The organism is Bradyrhizobium sp. RT6a (assembly GCF_040547675.1).
Lineage (GTDB): Bacteria > Pseudomonadota > Alphaproteobacteria > Rhizobiales > Xanthobacteraceae > Bradyrhizobium.
Map to the genome: position 1 here is coordinate 368,503 of NZ_JBEPQC010000002.1, position 14,861 is coordinate 383,363.

Annotated in this window: 20 protein-coding genes; 11 read left to right on the forward strand and 9 right to left on the reverse strand. The window is 63.6% G+C overall.

Annotation, left to right across the window (positions count from 1 at the left end; genetic code table 11):
• Positions 1-277: 277 nt before the first annotated feature.
• Together flaF and ABIC03_RS11455 are read left to right on the forward strand one after the other, a co-directional pair.
• A complete protein-coding gene (gene flaF / locus ABIC03_RS11450; RefSeq protein WP_007612319.1) occupies positions 278-646 on the forward strand; it encodes a flagellar biosynthesis regulator FlaF in 369 nt (122 codons plus the stop codon).
• Positions 643-786 (forward strand): hypothetical protein, encoded by a 144-nt coding sequence (locus ABIC03_RS11455; protein ID WP_275169992.1) that lies wholly within the window; start codon positions 643-645, stop codon positions 784-786. Before flaF ends, ABIC03_RS11455 begins: the two co-directional genes overlap by 4 nt.
• Before the next feature lie 3 nt (positions 787-789).
• On the opposite strand, the gene ABIC03_RS11460 is transcribed toward ABIC03_RS11455, so the two are convergent.
• From ABIC03_RS11460 to ABIC03_RS11475, 4 genes are all read right to left on the reverse strand, one after another.
• A complete protein-coding gene (locus ABIC03_RS11460) occupies positions 790-1,149 on the reverse strand; it encodes a hypothetical protein (RefSeq protein WP_354058113.1) in 360 nt (119 codons plus the stop codon).
• Between the two features lie 159 nt (positions 1,150-1,308).
• Positions 1,309-1,806 carry a hypothetical protein gene (locus ABIC03_RS11465; protein ID WP_354058115.1) on the reverse strand — a complete coding sequence of 166 codons (498 nt, stop codon included), beginning with the start codon at positions 1,804-1,806 and terminating at the stop codon, positions 1,309-1,311.
• Positions 1,807-1,817: 11 nt separating this feature from the next.
• Complete coding sequence (flgJ, locus tag ABIC03_RS11470; protein WP_354058117.1) at positions 1,818-2,183, reverse strand: flagellar assembly peptidoglycan hydrolase FlgJ; 366 nt, start codon at positions 2,181-2,183, stop codon at positions 1,818-1,820.
• Positions 2,183-3,307 (reverse strand): flagellar basal body P-ring protein FlgI, encoded by a 1,125-nt coding sequence (locus ABIC03_RS11475; RefSeq protein ID WP_354058119.1) that lies wholly within the window; start codon positions 3,305-3,307, stop codon positions 2,183-2,185. Before ABIC03_RS11475 ends, flgJ begins: the two co-directional genes overlap by 1 nt.
• A 270-nt stretch (positions 3,308-3,577) precedes the next feature.
• On the opposite strand from ABIC03_RS11475, the gene ABIC03_RS11480 reads away from it, so the two are divergent.
• Positions 3,578-3,991, forward strand: a complete 414-nt coding sequence (locus ABIC03_RS11480) for a flagellar assembly protein FliX (RefSeq protein WP_354058121.1) — start codon at positions 3,578-3,580, stop codon at positions 3,989-3,991.
• Between the two features lie 4 nt (positions 3,992-3,995).
• Here the strand turns inward: ABIC03_RS11480 and ABIC03_RS11485 are convergent, their stop codons facing one another.
• Positions 3,996-4,367, reverse strand: a complete 372-nt coding sequence (locus ABIC03_RS11485; RefSeq protein WP_275169997.1) for a winged helix-turn-helix transcriptional regulator — start codon at positions 4,365-4,367, stop codon at positions 3,996-3,998.
• Between the two features lie 148 nt (positions 4,368-4,515).
• Between ABIC03_RS11485 and ABIC03_RS11490 the strand changes: the two genes are divergently transcribed.
• From ABIC03_RS11490 to ABIC03_RS11500, 3 genes are all read left to right on the forward strand, one after another.
• The gene (locus tag ABIC03_RS11490) at positions 4,516-5,127 is read left to right on the forward strand and encodes an NAD(P)-dependent oxidoreductase (RefSeq protein WP_354058123.1); all 612 of its coding nucleotides are present in this window, start codon (positions 4,516-4,518) and stop codon (positions 5,125-5,127) included.
• 216 nt (positions 5,128-5,343) lie between these two features.
• The gene (gene dksA, locus ABIC03_RS11495; protein WP_008554760.1) at positions 5,344-5,709 is read left to right on the forward strand and encodes an RNA polymerase-binding protein DksA; all 366 of its coding nucleotides are present in this window, start codon (positions 5,344-5,346) and stop codon (positions 5,707-5,709) included.
• A gap of 519 nt (positions 5,710-6,228) precedes the next feature.
• Positions 6,229-7,008, forward strand: a complete 780-nt coding sequence (locus ABIC03_RS11500; RefSeq protein ID WP_354058125.1) for a 2-keto-4-pentenoate hydratase — start codon at positions 6,229-6,231, stop codon at positions 7,006-7,008.
• A 249-nt stretch (positions 7,009-7,257) separates the two neighbouring features.
• On the opposite strand, the gene flgH is transcribed toward ABIC03_RS11500, so the two are convergent.
• From flgH to flgF, 4 genes are read right to left on the reverse strand one after another with little or no spacing between them, the layout of a single operon-like run.
• Entirely contained in the window at positions 7,258-8,025 is a 768-nt protein-coding gene (gene flgH / locus ABIC03_RS11505; protein WP_354058127.1) for a flagellar basal body L-ring protein FlgH, read from the reverse strand.
• Between the two features lie 3 nt (positions 8,026-8,028).
• Positions 8,029-9,168, reverse strand: coding sequence for a flagellar basal body P-ring formation chaperone FlgA (gene flgA / locus ABIC03_RS11510; protein ID WP_354058129.1), 1,140 nt, complete (start codon positions 9,166-9,168; stop codon positions 8,029-8,031).
• A 10-nt stretch (positions 9,169-9,178) separates the two neighbouring features.
• Positions 9,179-9,967 (reverse strand): flagellar basal-body rod protein FlgG, encoded by a 789-nt coding sequence (flgG, locus tag ABIC03_RS11515; protein WP_007602131.1) that lies wholly within the window; start codon positions 9,965-9,967, stop codon positions 9,179-9,181.
• A gap of 16 nt (positions 9,968-9,983) precedes the next feature.
• A complete protein-coding gene (gene flgF / locus ABIC03_RS11520) occupies positions 9,984-10,745 on the reverse strand; it encodes a flagellar basal-body rod protein FlgF (RefSeq protein WP_247437369.1) in 762 nt (253 codons plus the stop codon).
• Positions 10,746-11,124: 379 nt separating this feature from the next.
• Here flgF and fliL point away from each other — a divergent pair, with 379 nt between their 5' ends.
• The 5 genes from fliL (at position 11,125) to ABIC03_RS11545 (ending at position 14,845) form a co-directional block, all read left to right on the forward strand.
• On the forward strand, positions 11,125-11,616 hold the full coding sequence (gene fliL / locus ABIC03_RS11525; RefSeq protein WP_354058132.1) for a flagellar basal body-associated protein FliL: 492 nt from the start codon (positions 11,125-11,127) through the stop codon (positions 11,614-11,616).
• A gap of 19 nt (positions 11,617-11,635) precedes the next feature.
• On the forward strand, positions 11,636-12,838 hold the full coding sequence (gene fliM, locus ABIC03_RS11530; RefSeq protein WP_027567600.1) for a flagellar motor switch protein FliM: 1,203 nt from the start codon (positions 11,636-11,638) through the stop codon (positions 12,836-12,838).
• Positions 12,835-13,281: a DUF6468 domain-containing protein gene (locus ABIC03_RS11535; protein ID WP_106944397.1), complete on the forward strand. Its 447-nt coding sequence runs from the start codon at positions 12,835-12,837 to the stop codon at positions 13,279-13,281. The genes fliM and ABIC03_RS11535 overlap by 4 nt, the downstream gene beginning before the upstream one ends.
• Before the next feature lie 9 nt (positions 13,282-13,290).
• Positions 13,291-14,049, forward strand: a complete 759-nt coding sequence (locus ABIC03_RS11540; protein WP_354058134.1) for a MotE family protein — start codon at positions 13,291-13,293, stop codon at positions 14,047-14,049.
• A gap of 598 nt (positions 14,050-14,647) precedes the next feature.
• Positions 14,648-14,845 carry a hypothetical protein gene (locus ABIC03_RS11545; protein ID WP_275170004.1) on the forward strand — a complete coding sequence of 66 codons (198 nt, stop codon included), beginning with the start codon at positions 14,648-14,650 and terminating at the stop codon, positions 14,843-14,845.
• Positions 14,846-14,861 lie beyond the last annotated feature (16 nt).

Genomic DNA, 14,861 nt, shown 5'->3' on the forward strand with positions numbered 1-14,861 from the left:
ATCACTCATCGATTTCGCGGCGGGGCTAACGCTCCGCCGTTCATTTTAGGGAGATCGCTAAGGCAGGATTAGCTGAGATCGACGCGCACAACGCGTGACGTGTTTACAGCGTGCACATGCGCGTCTAGCTTCACGATGACGAAGAACTCCGAGACCCGTAATAATCCGGAGTGCTTCCAAGCACACATGTAAGCAAATCTTAAGCGGTGCTGCCTAGGGTCGGGAAAGAAATCCTTAAGCGCGTTCAACGGGCTAGGTAACCTCCAGGGTGTGATTGATGTCGAATTCCGCTGCCTCGGCCTACGCACGTGTTGCAACGACCACCGCATCTCCTCGCGACATCGAAGCGCAGACCCTGCTCAAGGCAGCGAACAAGCTTCAGGATGCGATCAACAGCGCCGAGCCGTTCAGTGAGCAGACCACGCAGGCCCTGATGTTCAATCGCAAGCTCTGGACGATTTTCCTGAGCGAGGCCATGCGCGAGAACAATCCGCAGCCGATCGACGTCCGGCAGAAGATCGCCAACATCAGCGTGTTCGTTCTGAGCCAGACCGCCGCGCTGCAGATGAGCCCGCAGTTCGATCACTTCCGTCCGCTGATCGAGATCAACCGCAATATCGCCGCTGGTCTGTCCGGCCGTCCGTGATCGAGCACGGCTCGTTCCGCTTCGGCAACACCAAGTTCATGCTGACGGATAGCGGCAAGGCGCAGATCAAGAACGTCGTCACCGATCCCGCGACCGGTTCGAGCGATCTCGATGTTGCCGTTGCGACGCTCGACGCCTGATCGTCAGGCGCTGCGGTCGGTACTTGCCGGACGCGAGGGCTCGGATTTCAAATCCTGCGCATGGAAATAGGCCCGCCGGCGTAGCATTGCTTCGTCGGGGAACTGGTTGACCACGGCGTCGGTCCTGTCGTTGACGACCTGGAAGACGAACGACGCCGCCGCCTGGTCGAACACGACCTGGCGTGAGACGTTCTCGTTGCTTCGCAAATCGTTACGTGCAGGCGCGCTCGCATCGCCGGCGGCCACTGTCTGGCTGACGGGCAGATCGGTTTGCACGGCCTCGTTCGCCGCCGCATTCGACGTCGTTACGATCTGCACGGCGGCCGGTATCCCCACCGGCCTGATGCTGAAATCTGTACTCATGGCAGCCTCCTGGTTGCCTCACGTGAGTCAAATCCCAACCCCTCTCAATACGCAACCATGGAACACCGGGATTGAACATCCGGTAAGGAAACGTGCCTAACCGCGCGACGATGTTGCCGCGCGGCTTTTCGTAAAATTGTCGCTTGTTGTTGCGCGCGCTCAGAGCGAGCGGCTGACCGCGAGCGGCGTGATGTGGCGCGGGCCCGGCGCGGCGCGTCGTCCCGCGGCCGTATAGGTGTTCGGCACGTTGCGCTTCTGGATCTCGGCGTTGACGCCGCGCACGACGCTCTCGGAGACGGCGTGAGCGGTTGCGAGCACGGTGAGGTTGACCTGGAGCATCGCGCGGAATGCATCGTGGTGCCGATGCAGCGTCGAGAGCAGCTCGGGCGCGGATTTGGCGAGCTGGGCCTGGTTCGCCTTCAACTGGGTGACGGCGCCGACATAGTTTCGCGACAGCTCCTGCTTCTTGCTCTCGAGGGTCATTGCCTCGCGAACCTGGCCGGCGCGCACGAGCTCGGTCTCGCGCTCGATCAGGCCGAGCAGCGCACTCATCGCATCCATCAACTGCTCGGCGATCTTGCGCGCCTCGGCGCTGCCGGGTGCGGTGTTCGGGCGCTGCGCTTGCACCGGCTGACGCGAGGCGTTGAAGTGGTTCATCTCGTTTGACCTTATGCCGTGCGGACCGTTTTTGCCTGCTGCATGATCAGGGTGCGATAGACGTCGGTGGCGATGCCGACGCCGCCGGCGTTGGCGAAATTCTTGGAATATTGCTCGGTCAGCATCGAGCGCCACACGCCGGTGCCAGGCGTGTCGCCGAACGGGCCATCGCCCTTCAGGCCCGAGGTCATCTGCGAGAACATGCTGTTGAGGAACATCGCCTCGAAGTCGGTGGCGATCTTCTGTGCCTTGGCCTGCTGCTTCGGCGGGACCTTCTGCAGTGCTGCGGCGAGATCGAAGTCCGGCCGGCCGTTGCGGCTCTCCACCGAGAAGGCGGAGCTGGCGACCCGTGCGGTGTTGACCATGCCGGTCTGCATCACATCACCTCGATGTCGGCTTCGATCGCGCCGGCGGCCTTGATCGCCTGGAGGATGCTGATCATGTCGCGCGGGCCGATGCCGAGGCCGTTGAGACCGTCCACGAGCTGCTGCAGCGAGATGCCGTCCTTGACGACGGCCAGCTTCTTGCCGTCCTCGGTGACGGTGACGCTGCTGCGCGGCGCGACCACGGTGCGCCCCCGCGACAGCGGGTTGGGCTGGCTCACCTGCGGGCTCTCGGTGATCGTGACGGTGAGGTTGCCCTGTGCGACCGCAACGGTGGCGACGCGGACGTCGCGGCCCATCACGATGATGCCGCTGCGTTCGTCGATGATGATCTTGGCGGCGAGATCCGGATCGACCTGGAGCTGCTCGATCTCGGTGAGAAAGGCGACGACGTTGCCCTTGAACTCCGGCGGGATCGCAAGCTGCACGGTCGACGGGTCGATCGGCTCCGCGGTCTTGACGCCGAGATAGTCGTTGATCGCGGCGGCGATCCGCTTGGCCGTGGTGAAGTCGGCATTGCGCAGCGCAAGGCGGACGTTCGGCAGGCGATTGAGCGCGAACTCGATCTCGCGCTCGATGATGGCACCGTTGACGATGCGTCCGACGGTCGGCACGCCACGCACGATTTTCGCCGCCTCGCCCTCGGCCTGGAAGCCGGAGATCGCGAGCGAGCCCTGTGCGACCGAATAGACGTTGCCGTCGGCGCCGAGGAGCGGAGTGACGAGCAGGGTGCCGCCCTGGAGATTCTTGGCGTCGCCGAGCGCGGAGACGGTGACGTCCATGCGCGTGCCCTGGGTGGCGAAGGCCGGCAGATTGCCTGTCACCATCACCGCGGCGACGTTGCCGGTGCGGATGGTGGCGCCGCGGATGTTGACGCCCATGCGCTCGAGCATCGCTTGCAGCGACTGCTTGGTGAAGGGGATGTTGTTGAGGGTATCGCCGGTGCCGTTGAGGCCGACGACGAGGCCGTAGCCGATGAGCTGGTTCTGCCGCACGCCTTCGATGTTGGCGAGATCCTTGATGCGCGATGTCGCGCTTGCAGAATTGACCGAGAGCACCAGCGCTGACAGCGCGGCGCAGGCCACTCCCACAAGTCTCACCCAACGAACGCTTGGCATCCTCTGCTCCCCGAGGCTCCTCAAATCGAAGGACCATCACGACACTCCCATGACGAGCTGGTCCGACGCTGTCCTTGCGAGCGCTGTGCCAAGTCGGGGCAGCGGGGGTAGGTAGCTGAATAGGTTGAATAAATCTGTTTCGAGCGACCTCAGCCTGTGTTGTCCCTGAGGAGCGAAACTGCCGCCTGTCGGCAGATTTTGCCGGGCTGTTTACGGGGCGTTAACCATAAAACGGCGAATGTGGCGCATCGATCACCCGGATTGCTTCCGATGCGCATCTACGGACCGAACGGCACCACGCTTGGAACGCCGGCCAGCCAGGCCAGGCGGACGAGCTCCGGCACCTTCGTGCTGCCCGACACTTCGTCGGCGCCGGAGACGCGGGGCGCCGCCGCACCGAAGGCCACCGCCAACATCGACGGGCTGCTCGCGCTGCAAGGCATCGAGGAGGATCCCGTCGAGCGTCGCAGGCGCTCGGTCGTGCGCGGAAAGACCGCGCTTGACGTGCTCGACGATCTCAAGATGGGACTTCTCTCCGGCAAGCTCGACGCCGCGACCGTGATGCGGCTGCGTGACGCTGCGGCGAACCTGAAATCGTCCTCCGGCGATTCCGGCCTGGATTCGGTGCTGTCCGAGATCGAGCTGCGCGTCGAGGTCGAGCTCGCCAAGGCCGGGCAGGCGTAGCGTCTTAAGCCGCTTCATCCTTCAACTGCGCGTCGTAGCGGCGCTGGGCGGCGAGCACGTCCTTCAGATTCTGCTCGGCCCAATCGCGCAGGGGATCGACGGCGGCGGCGAGCGTCACGCCGAGCTGCGTGATCGAGTATTCCACGGTCACCGGCACGGTTGCGATGGCGTGACGCTTGAGCAATCCATCGCGCTCGAGCGACTTGAGAACCTGGCTCAGCATCTTCTGCGAAATGCCTTCGATCGTCCGGCGCAACTGATTGAAGCGCATCGGCTCCTCGCGCAGCAGCAGCAGAATCAGCACCGCCCATTTGTCGCCGACGCGGTCGAGGATCTGTCGCGTGGGGCAGTTCGCTGCATAGACGTCTGGCTTCATCGTCGGGTCCTCACGATCCATTCCGCCCATTTGCCGGCGCCGCCGGTTACTCCTGTGTAATCAGGTAAGCACAAAGTGCTCTCTTAACACCAGCGCTCTTTGCGATATCTAGTTACCGATAGTTACCAACGAAGCAAAGGAGCCTTCCATGAAAATCACAGTTGCCGGCGCCTCGGGCCGGGCCGGGTCGGAGATCACCAAGGAACTGTCCCGCCGCGGCCACACGGTTACTGCCATCGCCCGCAACCCCGAGAAGATCGCGGCCCTGCCGAACGTCATCCCCACCAAGGGGGACGTGCTCGACCAGTCAGGCCTTGCCAAGCTGTGGGCCGGGCACGACGTCGCCGTGAGTTCCGTGCACTTCCTGGCCAGCGACGCGCTCAAGCTGATCGGCGCGGCCAAGGACTCGAAGGTCGGTCGTTACCTTGTCGTCGGCGGCGCCGGCAGCCTGGAGGTCGCTCCGGGCGTCAAACTGGTGACAACTCCCGGCTTTCCGGCTCAGTACAAGGCTGAGGCGGAGGCAGGTTCGGCCTTTCTCGACCTGCTGCGGCAGGAAAAGGCGCTGAACTGGACTTTCATCTCGCCGTCGGCCCTGTTCATCGAGGGGGAGCGCACCGGCAAGTTCCGGCTTGGTACCGATCAGCTTCTCGCAGATGCGAACGGCAAAAGCTGGATCACCTTCGCGGATTACGCCATCGCGCTCGCCGACGAGATCGAGCGGCCCGCCCATGAGAGGCAACGTTTCACGGTCGGCTACTAGGCCTACGGCCGCTCCCGGGCCCTTCAGGATAAACCTTTCCTGTGCAAGGGCTTGGGGGCGCCGGTCGGACGATCAGGGAAACATTGTCTGTCACAGGAGGCCGCTATATAACGCCCCGCTCAGCGGACCCCGTTCCGCGTACGAGTCGTTGCTTAGACAGATAGGCCGCCCTTGGAAAAGTTGAAAAACTACCGACCGACCGAAAAAGAGCCTTTCATGAACGACAGGCAGAAGGAGTACTTCCGCTTGAAGCTCCTCGCCTGGAAGGATGAGATCCTCAAAGAGTCCAAGCTCACCCTGCAAGCCCTGCAGGAGGAGAACGTGAACCACCCCGATCTCGCCGATCGGGCATCGTCCGAAACCGACCGCGCCATCGAACTCCGTGCCCGCGACCGCCAGCGCAAGTTGATCGCCAAGATCGACGCCGCGCTCCAGCGTATCGAGGACAACACCTACGGCTATTGCGAGGACACCGGCGAGCCGATCTCGTTGAAGCGGCTCGAGGCTCGTCCCATCGCGACGCTCTCGGTGGAGGCGCAGGAGCGCCACGAGAAACGCGAGAAGGTCTATCGCGACGAATAGAGTCCGAGCCGCAGCGATGCGGCTCTTTGTTTTTTGACGCAAGGCGCGCCTTTTCGCGCCCTGATCGGCATTTTGCCTGTCGCTTGCAACCGCGCGCTTCGGCGCGCGAGCGCAATCGCGAAAAGTGAATCGCGATCAATGGGCTAGACTCAACTCCTCCGAGCTCACGTGAGTTCGGATGAGAAACAGCCTTCACTTCAGGTGCAGGAGGTTTTGCGAGTCGCATCAAGGACATCGACTCGAATGCTGAGGCACTGATCCAGCAGCTTCACGCCTTGCTGCATCAGGCCTGTTGCGACGCTTCAAGGCGCGCATCCCCATAAAGCCCGGACCAGCTCAATATTTCCTTAAACGCCGGCGCAGCCCATGAGGCTTGCCAGGATGTGGCCGCTCAGCGTCAGCAGCTCATCCAGCTTGGGCTGGCAATGACGTGCAGCCGCGCGGCCTCCTGCGCTTGTCACGCCCCGGCGGGGATGCTGAAGTGCCGTCCTCGATTGTGGTGTGTAGGAGCGGGCGCCGATGGACAGAATTCTCGCAGCCGCAAAGGCGATCGCGCTGGCGCGCCGCAACCATGCGCCGCTCGCGGCGCTCGAAGTTCCTCCGGCCGATGAAGCCGAGGGCTATCAGGTCCAGCGCACGCTGCACGATCTGCTGCTGCCGCATGTCGGCCCGCTGGTCGGTTACAAGATCGGCTGCACCAGCCAGGTGATGCAGGATTACATCGGCATTCCACACCCATGCGGCGGCGGCGTGTTCCAGAAGGGCGTGCACGACAGCGGCGTGCAGCTCGCGGCTGCCGACTATGTCCGGGTCGGCGTCGAATGCGAGATCGCGGTGCGGCTGAAGCGCAATCTCGCCGCCGGCGAGGCGCCGTTCACGGCCGAATGGGTCGGCGAAGCCGTCGAGGCCTATCATCCCGCGATCGAGATCGTCGACGACCGCTATGTGAAGTGGGAAACCATGGGCGCGCCGACGCTGATCGCCGACGATTTCTTCGCCGCCGGCTGCGTGCTGGGCGAGGTCGTGCCGCGCTCGTCGGTGCCTGACCTGAATGCGATCAAAGGCCGCGCCATCGTCAACGGCGAAGAGGTCAGCCATGGCACCGGCGCCGACGTGCTCGGCCATCCCCACAACGCACTCGCCTGGCTTGCCAACCATCTCGCCGCCGAGGGCAAGGGTCTGCACGCGGGACAGCTCGTCCTCACCGGGAGCCTGGTCAAGACGCTGTGGCTGAAGGCCGGCGACAAGGTGCGGATGGAGCTGGACGGGCTGGGCGTGGTGGAGGCGGAGTTTACGTGATATCTCCGCGTCATTGCGACCAAAGCGAAGCAATCCAGAGTCCCTCCGCGGTGGCAGTCTGGATTGCTTCGCTTCGCTCGCAATGACGGAGGTTAGGGCAGCGGTGTCGCTACGATCGCGCATCTGGCCAGCTGTATGCAACCGTCGTCAAAATACATGCGGCCCTCGCCAGGGGAGCTAGCGAGGGCCGCGTCGTACATCGTCGTCCGCGCCTAGGTTCGTGAACACGATGTGGGAGCTCGGGAGAAGTTAGAAGGGCAGCAGCACGTCCATGACTTGCTGGCCGTAGCGCGGTTGCTGCACGTCCATGATCTGGCCGCGGCCGCCGTATGCGATGCGGGCCTGCGCGATCTTGGTGGAATCGATGGTGTTGTCGCTCTGGATGTCCTCGGGGCGGACGATGCCGGCGACGATGAGCTCGCGAATTTCGTAGTTGACGCGGATTTCCTGCTTGCCTTCGACCACGAGGTTGCCATTGGGCAGGACCTGGGTGACGACCGCCGCGACGTTGGTCTGCAACGCTTCCTTGCGGTCCACGCTTCCTTTGCCCTCGCTGGACGCGGTCGAGTCGGCGGTGAGGATGCGTCCGGGCAACACCTTCTGCGCTTGGGCGCCCAAGGTCTTGGCGCCGATGAAATCGGTGATTCCGGAATCTTCCTTGTTGGTGCGGCTGCGCTGGGTGTCGTTTTCGATATTGGCCTTGTCGGTGATGTTCACGGCCACCGTCAGGATATCGCCGACCTGATGGGCGCGCTGGTCCTTGAAGAAGGCGCGGCTGCCGCTGCGCCACAGCGAGTTCGGATTGTAGGAGGCGACCTCGGGCTTCGGCATCGGCATCTGCACCGGCTTGTAGCCGGGCTGCGTCGTCGGATTATCGATCGCCGACAATTTCGGCTGCTCGCCGATCTGCGACAGGCGGTCGATCGATGAGCAGCCGCTCGCCAGCGTGCAAGTCGCCAGCAGCAGGGCAGAGATCGCGATGCGACGGGGCCGAAAAGCCGAACTGAACGTGGACATGACTTACTCTGACTTGGCTGGAGCTTGCGAGACGCGAACTTGCGGGACCTGGACTTGCGCGATCTGGGCCGGGGATGCCGGGGTCTGGACCAGGTTCCGGACGAGGGCTGCGGTATCGACGGGGGCGGGCGCTTCGTCGCGCTTGAGCGAGGAGGTCTGCTCGACCGCGGCCGGCATCGGCGCGGCCTGACTGGCGCCCTGGACCGTCACCTGGCCGCGGCCGGTGACGACGCCGCTCAGCGTGCGCTTGGTCTGCAGGTTGAGCACGCTGATGGTGTCGCCCTCGGCGCCGCTCTCGATCGCCTTGCCCCGCGTGGTGAGGTAGATTCCGGGGACCTGGTAGATGACGGTGACGTTCTGGTCGCGCTGCACGAAATCGGGCTTGACGATGTCGGCGACGCGGATCGGCGTTCCCGCCCGCATCGGCCGGCGAAGCTGCATGCCGAGCGTGCGATCGCGCGAGGCGGCCTCACCGGGGACCTCGGCCTTCGGCCGGCGCTCCATGGCGACGTCGGACGCCTTCAGGAGATCGACGCGATCGATGTCGCGCGTCAGCACGGCCACTTCCACCGTCTCGATCGCGGTGCCGGTGAAATGCAGCTTGGTCGGCGCCGGATTGTTGTCGTTGTTGATCTCGAAGGCGATGTCGAAACGGCCGCTGCGGGCGTCGTAGCGGGTTGCGACCGGCTGCAGCGCGCCGGTGTTGGAGGCATCCAACCGCATGTCGGCAATGCCGCGGTCGAACGTGACGGTGATGTTGGCGGCATCGCCAAGCCCGAAGCGGCGCTCGAGCGCCGAGGCGACCGCGGTTTCGAGGTCCTTGTTCGCCAGCGTGCGGGCGAGACGAGTGACCTGGACCTCCTTGATGTCGCCGGTCATCACGCCGATCACCTGCTTCGCGCGCAACACCGCCAGCACTTGCGCGACCGGCAGCGCACCGGTGGTGCCGAGATCGGGCGAGCGGTAGAGCGGAATCAGCGCGGCCGAGCCGGCATTGTCGATGAGATCGCCGACCCGCACCACGTCCGAGGTCACGGTGATGCTCGCGCGCAGCGTCGGCGTCGCGATGAAATCGTCGGCGGCCCGTGCTGGCAGCGCCAGCACGAGGAGAGCGGAGATCGTGGCGAGGGTGGTGCGGATCATCGTCATCACCTCAGCGGAACAGCGCCGTGGTCGATTGCATCATCTGGTCGGCGGCGCTGATCACCTTGGCGTTCATCTCGTAGGCGCGCTGGGCGGCGATCAGGTCGCTCATTTCCGAGACGACGTCGACATTGGCCTGCTCGAGGCTGCTTTGGGTGATGTTGCCGAAACCCTCGGAACTCGCGGTGCCGTCCTGCGGCGGGCCGGAGGAGGGCGTCTCGGTGAACTGATTGTTGCCGACCGGCTGGAGGCCCGCCTTGTTGATGAATCGGGTCAGGCCGATCTGGCCCTGGACGGCCGAGGTCGAGGAACCCGGCAGCGTCACCGAGACCTGGCCCTGCACGTTGATGGTGAGGCCCGAGGCGTTGTTCGGGATCGTGATCGTCGGTTGCACCGGGTTGCCCTGCGCGGTGACGATGCGCCCCTGATTGTCCATCTGGAAGGTGCCGTCGCGGGTGTACTGGTAGCTGCCGTCGGGCATCAGGATCTTGAAGAAGCCTTCGCCCGTGATGGCCATGTCGAGGTCGTTGCCGGTCTGCGACAGCGTGCCCTGGGTCATGCTGCGCGGCGTGCCGACGGTCTTGACGCCGCCGCCGATGTCGACGCCGACCGGCAGGATGGTGCCCTGGTCGGATGACTGGGCGCCGACGCGGCGGACGTGTTCGTAGATCAGGTCCTGGAACGCCGCGGTCTGCTTCTTGAAGCCGGTGGTGCGCAGGTTCGCGATGTTGTTGGAGATCACCTGAACGTTGAGTTCCTGTGCCGCCATTCCGGTTGCTGCGGTGTGAAGCGCCTGCATGTCAGTTCTCCCTCAATCAGGCCGGAACGTCGGCGAGCTTCTCGATCGCCGATTTGTGCATGTCACTCTGCTGCTGGAGCAGGTTGGCGATGGCGGTGTAGCTGCGCATGACTTCGACCATACGGCTCATCTCACCGACCGAGTTCACGTTCGACTTCTCGACATAGCCCTGCTGCACGGTCGACTTGGTGTCGGCCTGCGGGACCGCGGAGCCGATGTTGTAAAGGTTGGCGCCGAGCTTGGTCAGCTTGGCCGGATCGTCGAACGAGGCCATGCGGATCTTGCCGCGGATCGAATCGTTCTTGGCCGTGCCCTCGAGCACGGTGACGGTGCCGTCGGGCGCGACGTTGATGTCGTGGTCGGTCGGCTGGAAGGTGATCGGGCCGCCGGTGCCCAGCACGAGGTTGCCGTCGGAGGTGACGAGCTGACCGGTGCTGTTGAGCGAGAATTTGCCGTCGCGGGTGTAGCGCTCGGCGCCATTGGCCTGAACCGCGAAATAGGCGTTGCCGCTGATCGCCATGTCGAGCGGATTCTTGGTCGGCTCCATCGGCCCCTGGCCGACGTCGCGGAAGGTGCCGCGGTCCTGCACATAGGAGACCCGGCGGTCGGAGCCGACGAAATTGTCCTCACGCGCGTTCGAGTTGAGGTACTCCTCGAACAGCGAATGATCGGCCTTGAAGCCGTTGGTGTTGGCGTTGGCGACGTTGTTGGCGATGACATCCATCTGCCGTTCCAACGTCATCTGTCGTGACAAGCCGATCAGAAGCGCGTTCTGCATCGGAAATCTCCCCTGAGTGAGATCTGCCAGCTCGCTCTCCCAAGCGCATTGGCCGATCCCCTGAACGAGACCTCGGGTTCTCCCAAACCTCTGGTCTCGGTCCTTTCTCAGCGAAACTCGTGCCAAGCTGAAAAATCGTGAAGTTTCAATATATTGCTCATTTTTCGAGGATGCGGGGAGGCGGCAGAAAGGGACTGTTAGCCATGTTTGCCCGGCAGATTTTTCCTAGCGAAGGCCCAATCGAAAGGTTCCGTTAACCATTATTACCGTAGCGTTTGCGGGTAAGAGGAGCACTGCGCTGGGGCATTTGTATCGCGTCACTGTCTGCCAGGAGCTTCGCTCTTTCGACCCCTTTGAGAGATGAGCGAGCGCGGCGATCATGGCAGAGAATGAAGCGGAAGGCGGCGCAGGCGCGGAAGCCGCTCCGCCCAAGAACAAGTTCAAGCTGATGATCATGGCGGTAGGCCTGCTCGCCATTCTCGGCGGCGGCGCCGCGACCTGGTTCTTCTTTTTCCGTCACGGCGACGACGAGCATCACGCCGAGGTGGCGCCCCCGCCGAAGCCGCCGTCTTTCGTCGAGGTTCCCGACATCATGGTCAACCTCGCCGGCGCGCCGGGCGAGCGCGTCCAATATCTGAAGCTCAAGATCGTGCTGGAGCTGAAGGAAGAGAAGCAGGTCGAGGCGATCAAGCCGACGATGCCGCGCATCACCGACATCTTCCAGACCTATGCGCGCGAGCTCCGCTCCTCCGACCTCAACGGTTCCGCCGGCATCTTCCGCCTCAAGGAAGAGCTGACCAAGCGCGTCAACGCGGCGGTCGCTCCGGTCCAGGTCAGCGCGGTGCTGTTCAAGGAAGTCGTGATCCAGTGAGCATGACGGGCTAGGGATCATGGCAGGCACCGACCAACCAGACCAGGATGCAATTGCCGCCCAATGGGAGGCCTCGCTCGATTCCGAGGATCCCGCCGAGGCCGCGAAGGCTGCTGCCGAAAACGAACTATCCGAGACCATGGCCCTGCAATGGGCGGCCATGGTCGAGGATGGCAGCCGCGATCTCGGCGCTGGCAAGAATTCCGGCGAACGGGTGCTGTCACAGGAGGAGATCGACAACCTCCTCGGCTTCGCGGTCGGCGACGTCACGCTCGACGATCATTCCGGCATTCGCGCCATCATCGATTCGGCGATGGTCTCCTACGAGCGTCTGCCGATGCTCGAAATCGTCTTCGACCGCCTGGTGCGGTTGCTGACGACCTCCTTGCGCAATTTCACCTCCGACAACGTCGAAGTCTCGCTCGACCGCATCACCTCGGTGCGCTTCGGCGACTACATGAACTCGATCCCGCTGCCCGCCGTCCTCACCGTCTTCAAGGCCGAAGAGTGGGACAATTTCGGCATGGCCGTGGTCGATTCCAGCCTGATCTACTCGATGATCGATGTGCTGCTCGGCGGCCGCCGCGGCTCGAGCCAGCTCCGCATCGAGGGCCGGCCCTACACCACAATCGAGACGGAATTGGTCAAGCGGCTGGTCGAAGTCGTCATGGCCGATGCCGAACAGGCGTTCCGGCCGCTGTCGCCGGTGACCTTCACCATCGACCGGCTCGAGACCAACCCGCGTTTCGCCGCGATCAGCCGTCCTGCCAACGCCGCGATCCTGGTGCGCCTGCGCATCGACATGGAAGATCGCGGCGGCAACATCGAGCTGCTGCTGCCTTACGCGACCATCGAGCCGATCCGGGGCGTCCTGCTCCAGATGTTCATGGGCGAAAAGTTCGGCCGCGACCAGATCTGGGAAGGCCATTTCGCCACCGAGATCGTGCAGGCCGAGATCTCCGTCGACGCCGTGCTCTACGAAGCCGACATTCCGCTCAAGCAGCTGATGCGGCTGAAGGTCGGCGACACGCTGCCGCTTGACATGCGTGCGGATGCCAACGTCACCGTTCGCTGCGGCGACGTCACGATCACCGAAGGACGCATGGGCCGGGTCGGCGACCGCGTCGCGATACGGGTGACGAAACCCTTGCGCAAGCCAAGTACGACACTTGCGATGTTCGAAAAGGTCGACGAGCAGAACAAGATGATGGAGGCCCCATGAACCACTCCCTAGGAATGGCGATCGAGACGCTGGTGGCTATCCTGTTGATGCTGACCATCGTCTACTGCGTCACGCTCAACAAGCGACTGACGCGGCTGAAGGCGGACGAGCATTCGCTGAAGGCGGTCATCGGCGAGCTGATCACCGCAACCGAGATCGCCGAGCGCGCGATCGGCGGGCTGAAGCTCGCCGTGCGCGACGTCAACGAGAACCTCGGCAGCCAGCTCGCGTCGGCGACCCAGATGTCCGAGCAGCTCTACAAGCAGCTCGGCGAAGCCGACAACGTGGTGCGGCGCCTGTCCAAGATCGCAATCGCCGCGCGCCCCGTGACGAACCCGGAAATGGTCGCAGCGCCCGCAGCCAAGCCCTCGTCGGCGAAGGCGGTGGCGGCTGCGGCCGAAGCCTTCTCCGAGCGCCGACGCTCCAACGGTCTTGCCGCATAAAGTCAGGGTATGAAGTCCTTTCGCAACATCCGCGTCATTCCGATCGTGCTGGTTGCCGTGGCTGGCCTCGCCACGCTGAAGGTCACGGGTCTTGTGATCAATGGCGGCTATGTCTTCGACTACAAGCCGAGCCCGACCAAGAAGTCCTGGGCGCAGGAGAATCTGAACTTCCCGGCCAGCCGTGAGGATCCCGATATCACCGGCTCGACCCATGGCGCGCCGAAGGAGGCGCCGAAGCCGGCCGCACCGGACACCAAGTCCGAAGGCGCCGCGGTCAGGGAGGAAGCCCAGCCGCAGATCTCCGCCTCGGAGCGCGCGATCCTGGAACGCCTGCAGTCGCGCCGCCAGGAGATCGAGGCCCGCCAGCGCGAGATCGACATCCGCGAGAGCCTGTTGAAATCCGCGGAGAAGCGCATCGAAAACAAGGTCGAGGAGATGAAGGCGGTAGAAACTCGTATCTCCGCGACGCAGGCCGAGCAGAAGGCCGCCGAAGCCCAGCGCATGAAGGGCCTCGTGACCATGTATGAGGGCATGAAGCCGAAGGACGCCGCACGGGTCTTTGACCGGCTCGAGATGGGCGTACTGATCGAGATCGCCTCGCAGATCGCGCCGCGAAAAATGTCGGACATCATGGGATTGATGTCCCCGGAGGCCGCCGAGCGGCTGACGGTCGAGATGGCCCGTCGGGCCAATGGCGGCGGCGATCAGTCCGCCTCGGCCGGCGAGCTGCCCAAGATCGACGGCAAGCCGACCCAAAAGCCGAATTGAGGGCTCAAGTCGAAGCGTGCTTCGGCAACCCGCGCGCTATTCCGCGGTGCTTCAGCGAGGCCGAGCGAGAGGCTCGCGTGTCTAGTTCACGAGCGCCGGTTGCACCCTGCGGCCAGCGAGGCGCAACTGCTTCTCCCCACGAGGAAGAATCCGAGACTGCTGCTTGGTCAGCGCGGCCTTCGTGACACGAGTCACGAGCTGCAGCGTGCTATGGCAACAGGAACATTCATATACTTTCAGGGCATATCCTCTGGCGATCGGAACGACTGCGACGACCGCTCTCGCCCTGCTACATACAATGCAACCGGCTTCTCCGCTCATTGATTACCCCCCAAGCTAACCAATCGATTCTTCGCCGAGATCGCATCTGATTCAGAGTCGCTCGCGAACCGCAACTCCTCGGAGGTTGTGAGTGCGCGCGCTCAGCAACTCATCGAAGCCGCGGATCCAAGCTCCCGCCGCGGATGCAGACGCTGCAGGCGGCACCTTCTGAGGCTGCGATGAGTTGACGCGCGCAGATGTGAAGTGGCGTACAGTGACGCGTTAAGACTTCGTCCTAGGCTTCCACCATTCGCAATCAGCAGCGCAGGAGGAGGCCATGAACTACTCGTCCGCGGGAGAACGCGTCATTGAGGCCGTCAACCGTCTCCTCATAGCGGCGATGACGTCCGCCTGGACATCCACCCTAAGTCACCAGCATACAGCGCCGCCCGAAGAGGGCGAAAGCAACGATGACGAATCTTGTCTCGATGGAGAGAATTCCTCCGCGCCGGATGGCGCCGGCAAGCGACACTGAAGACGCGGTCGGCTTA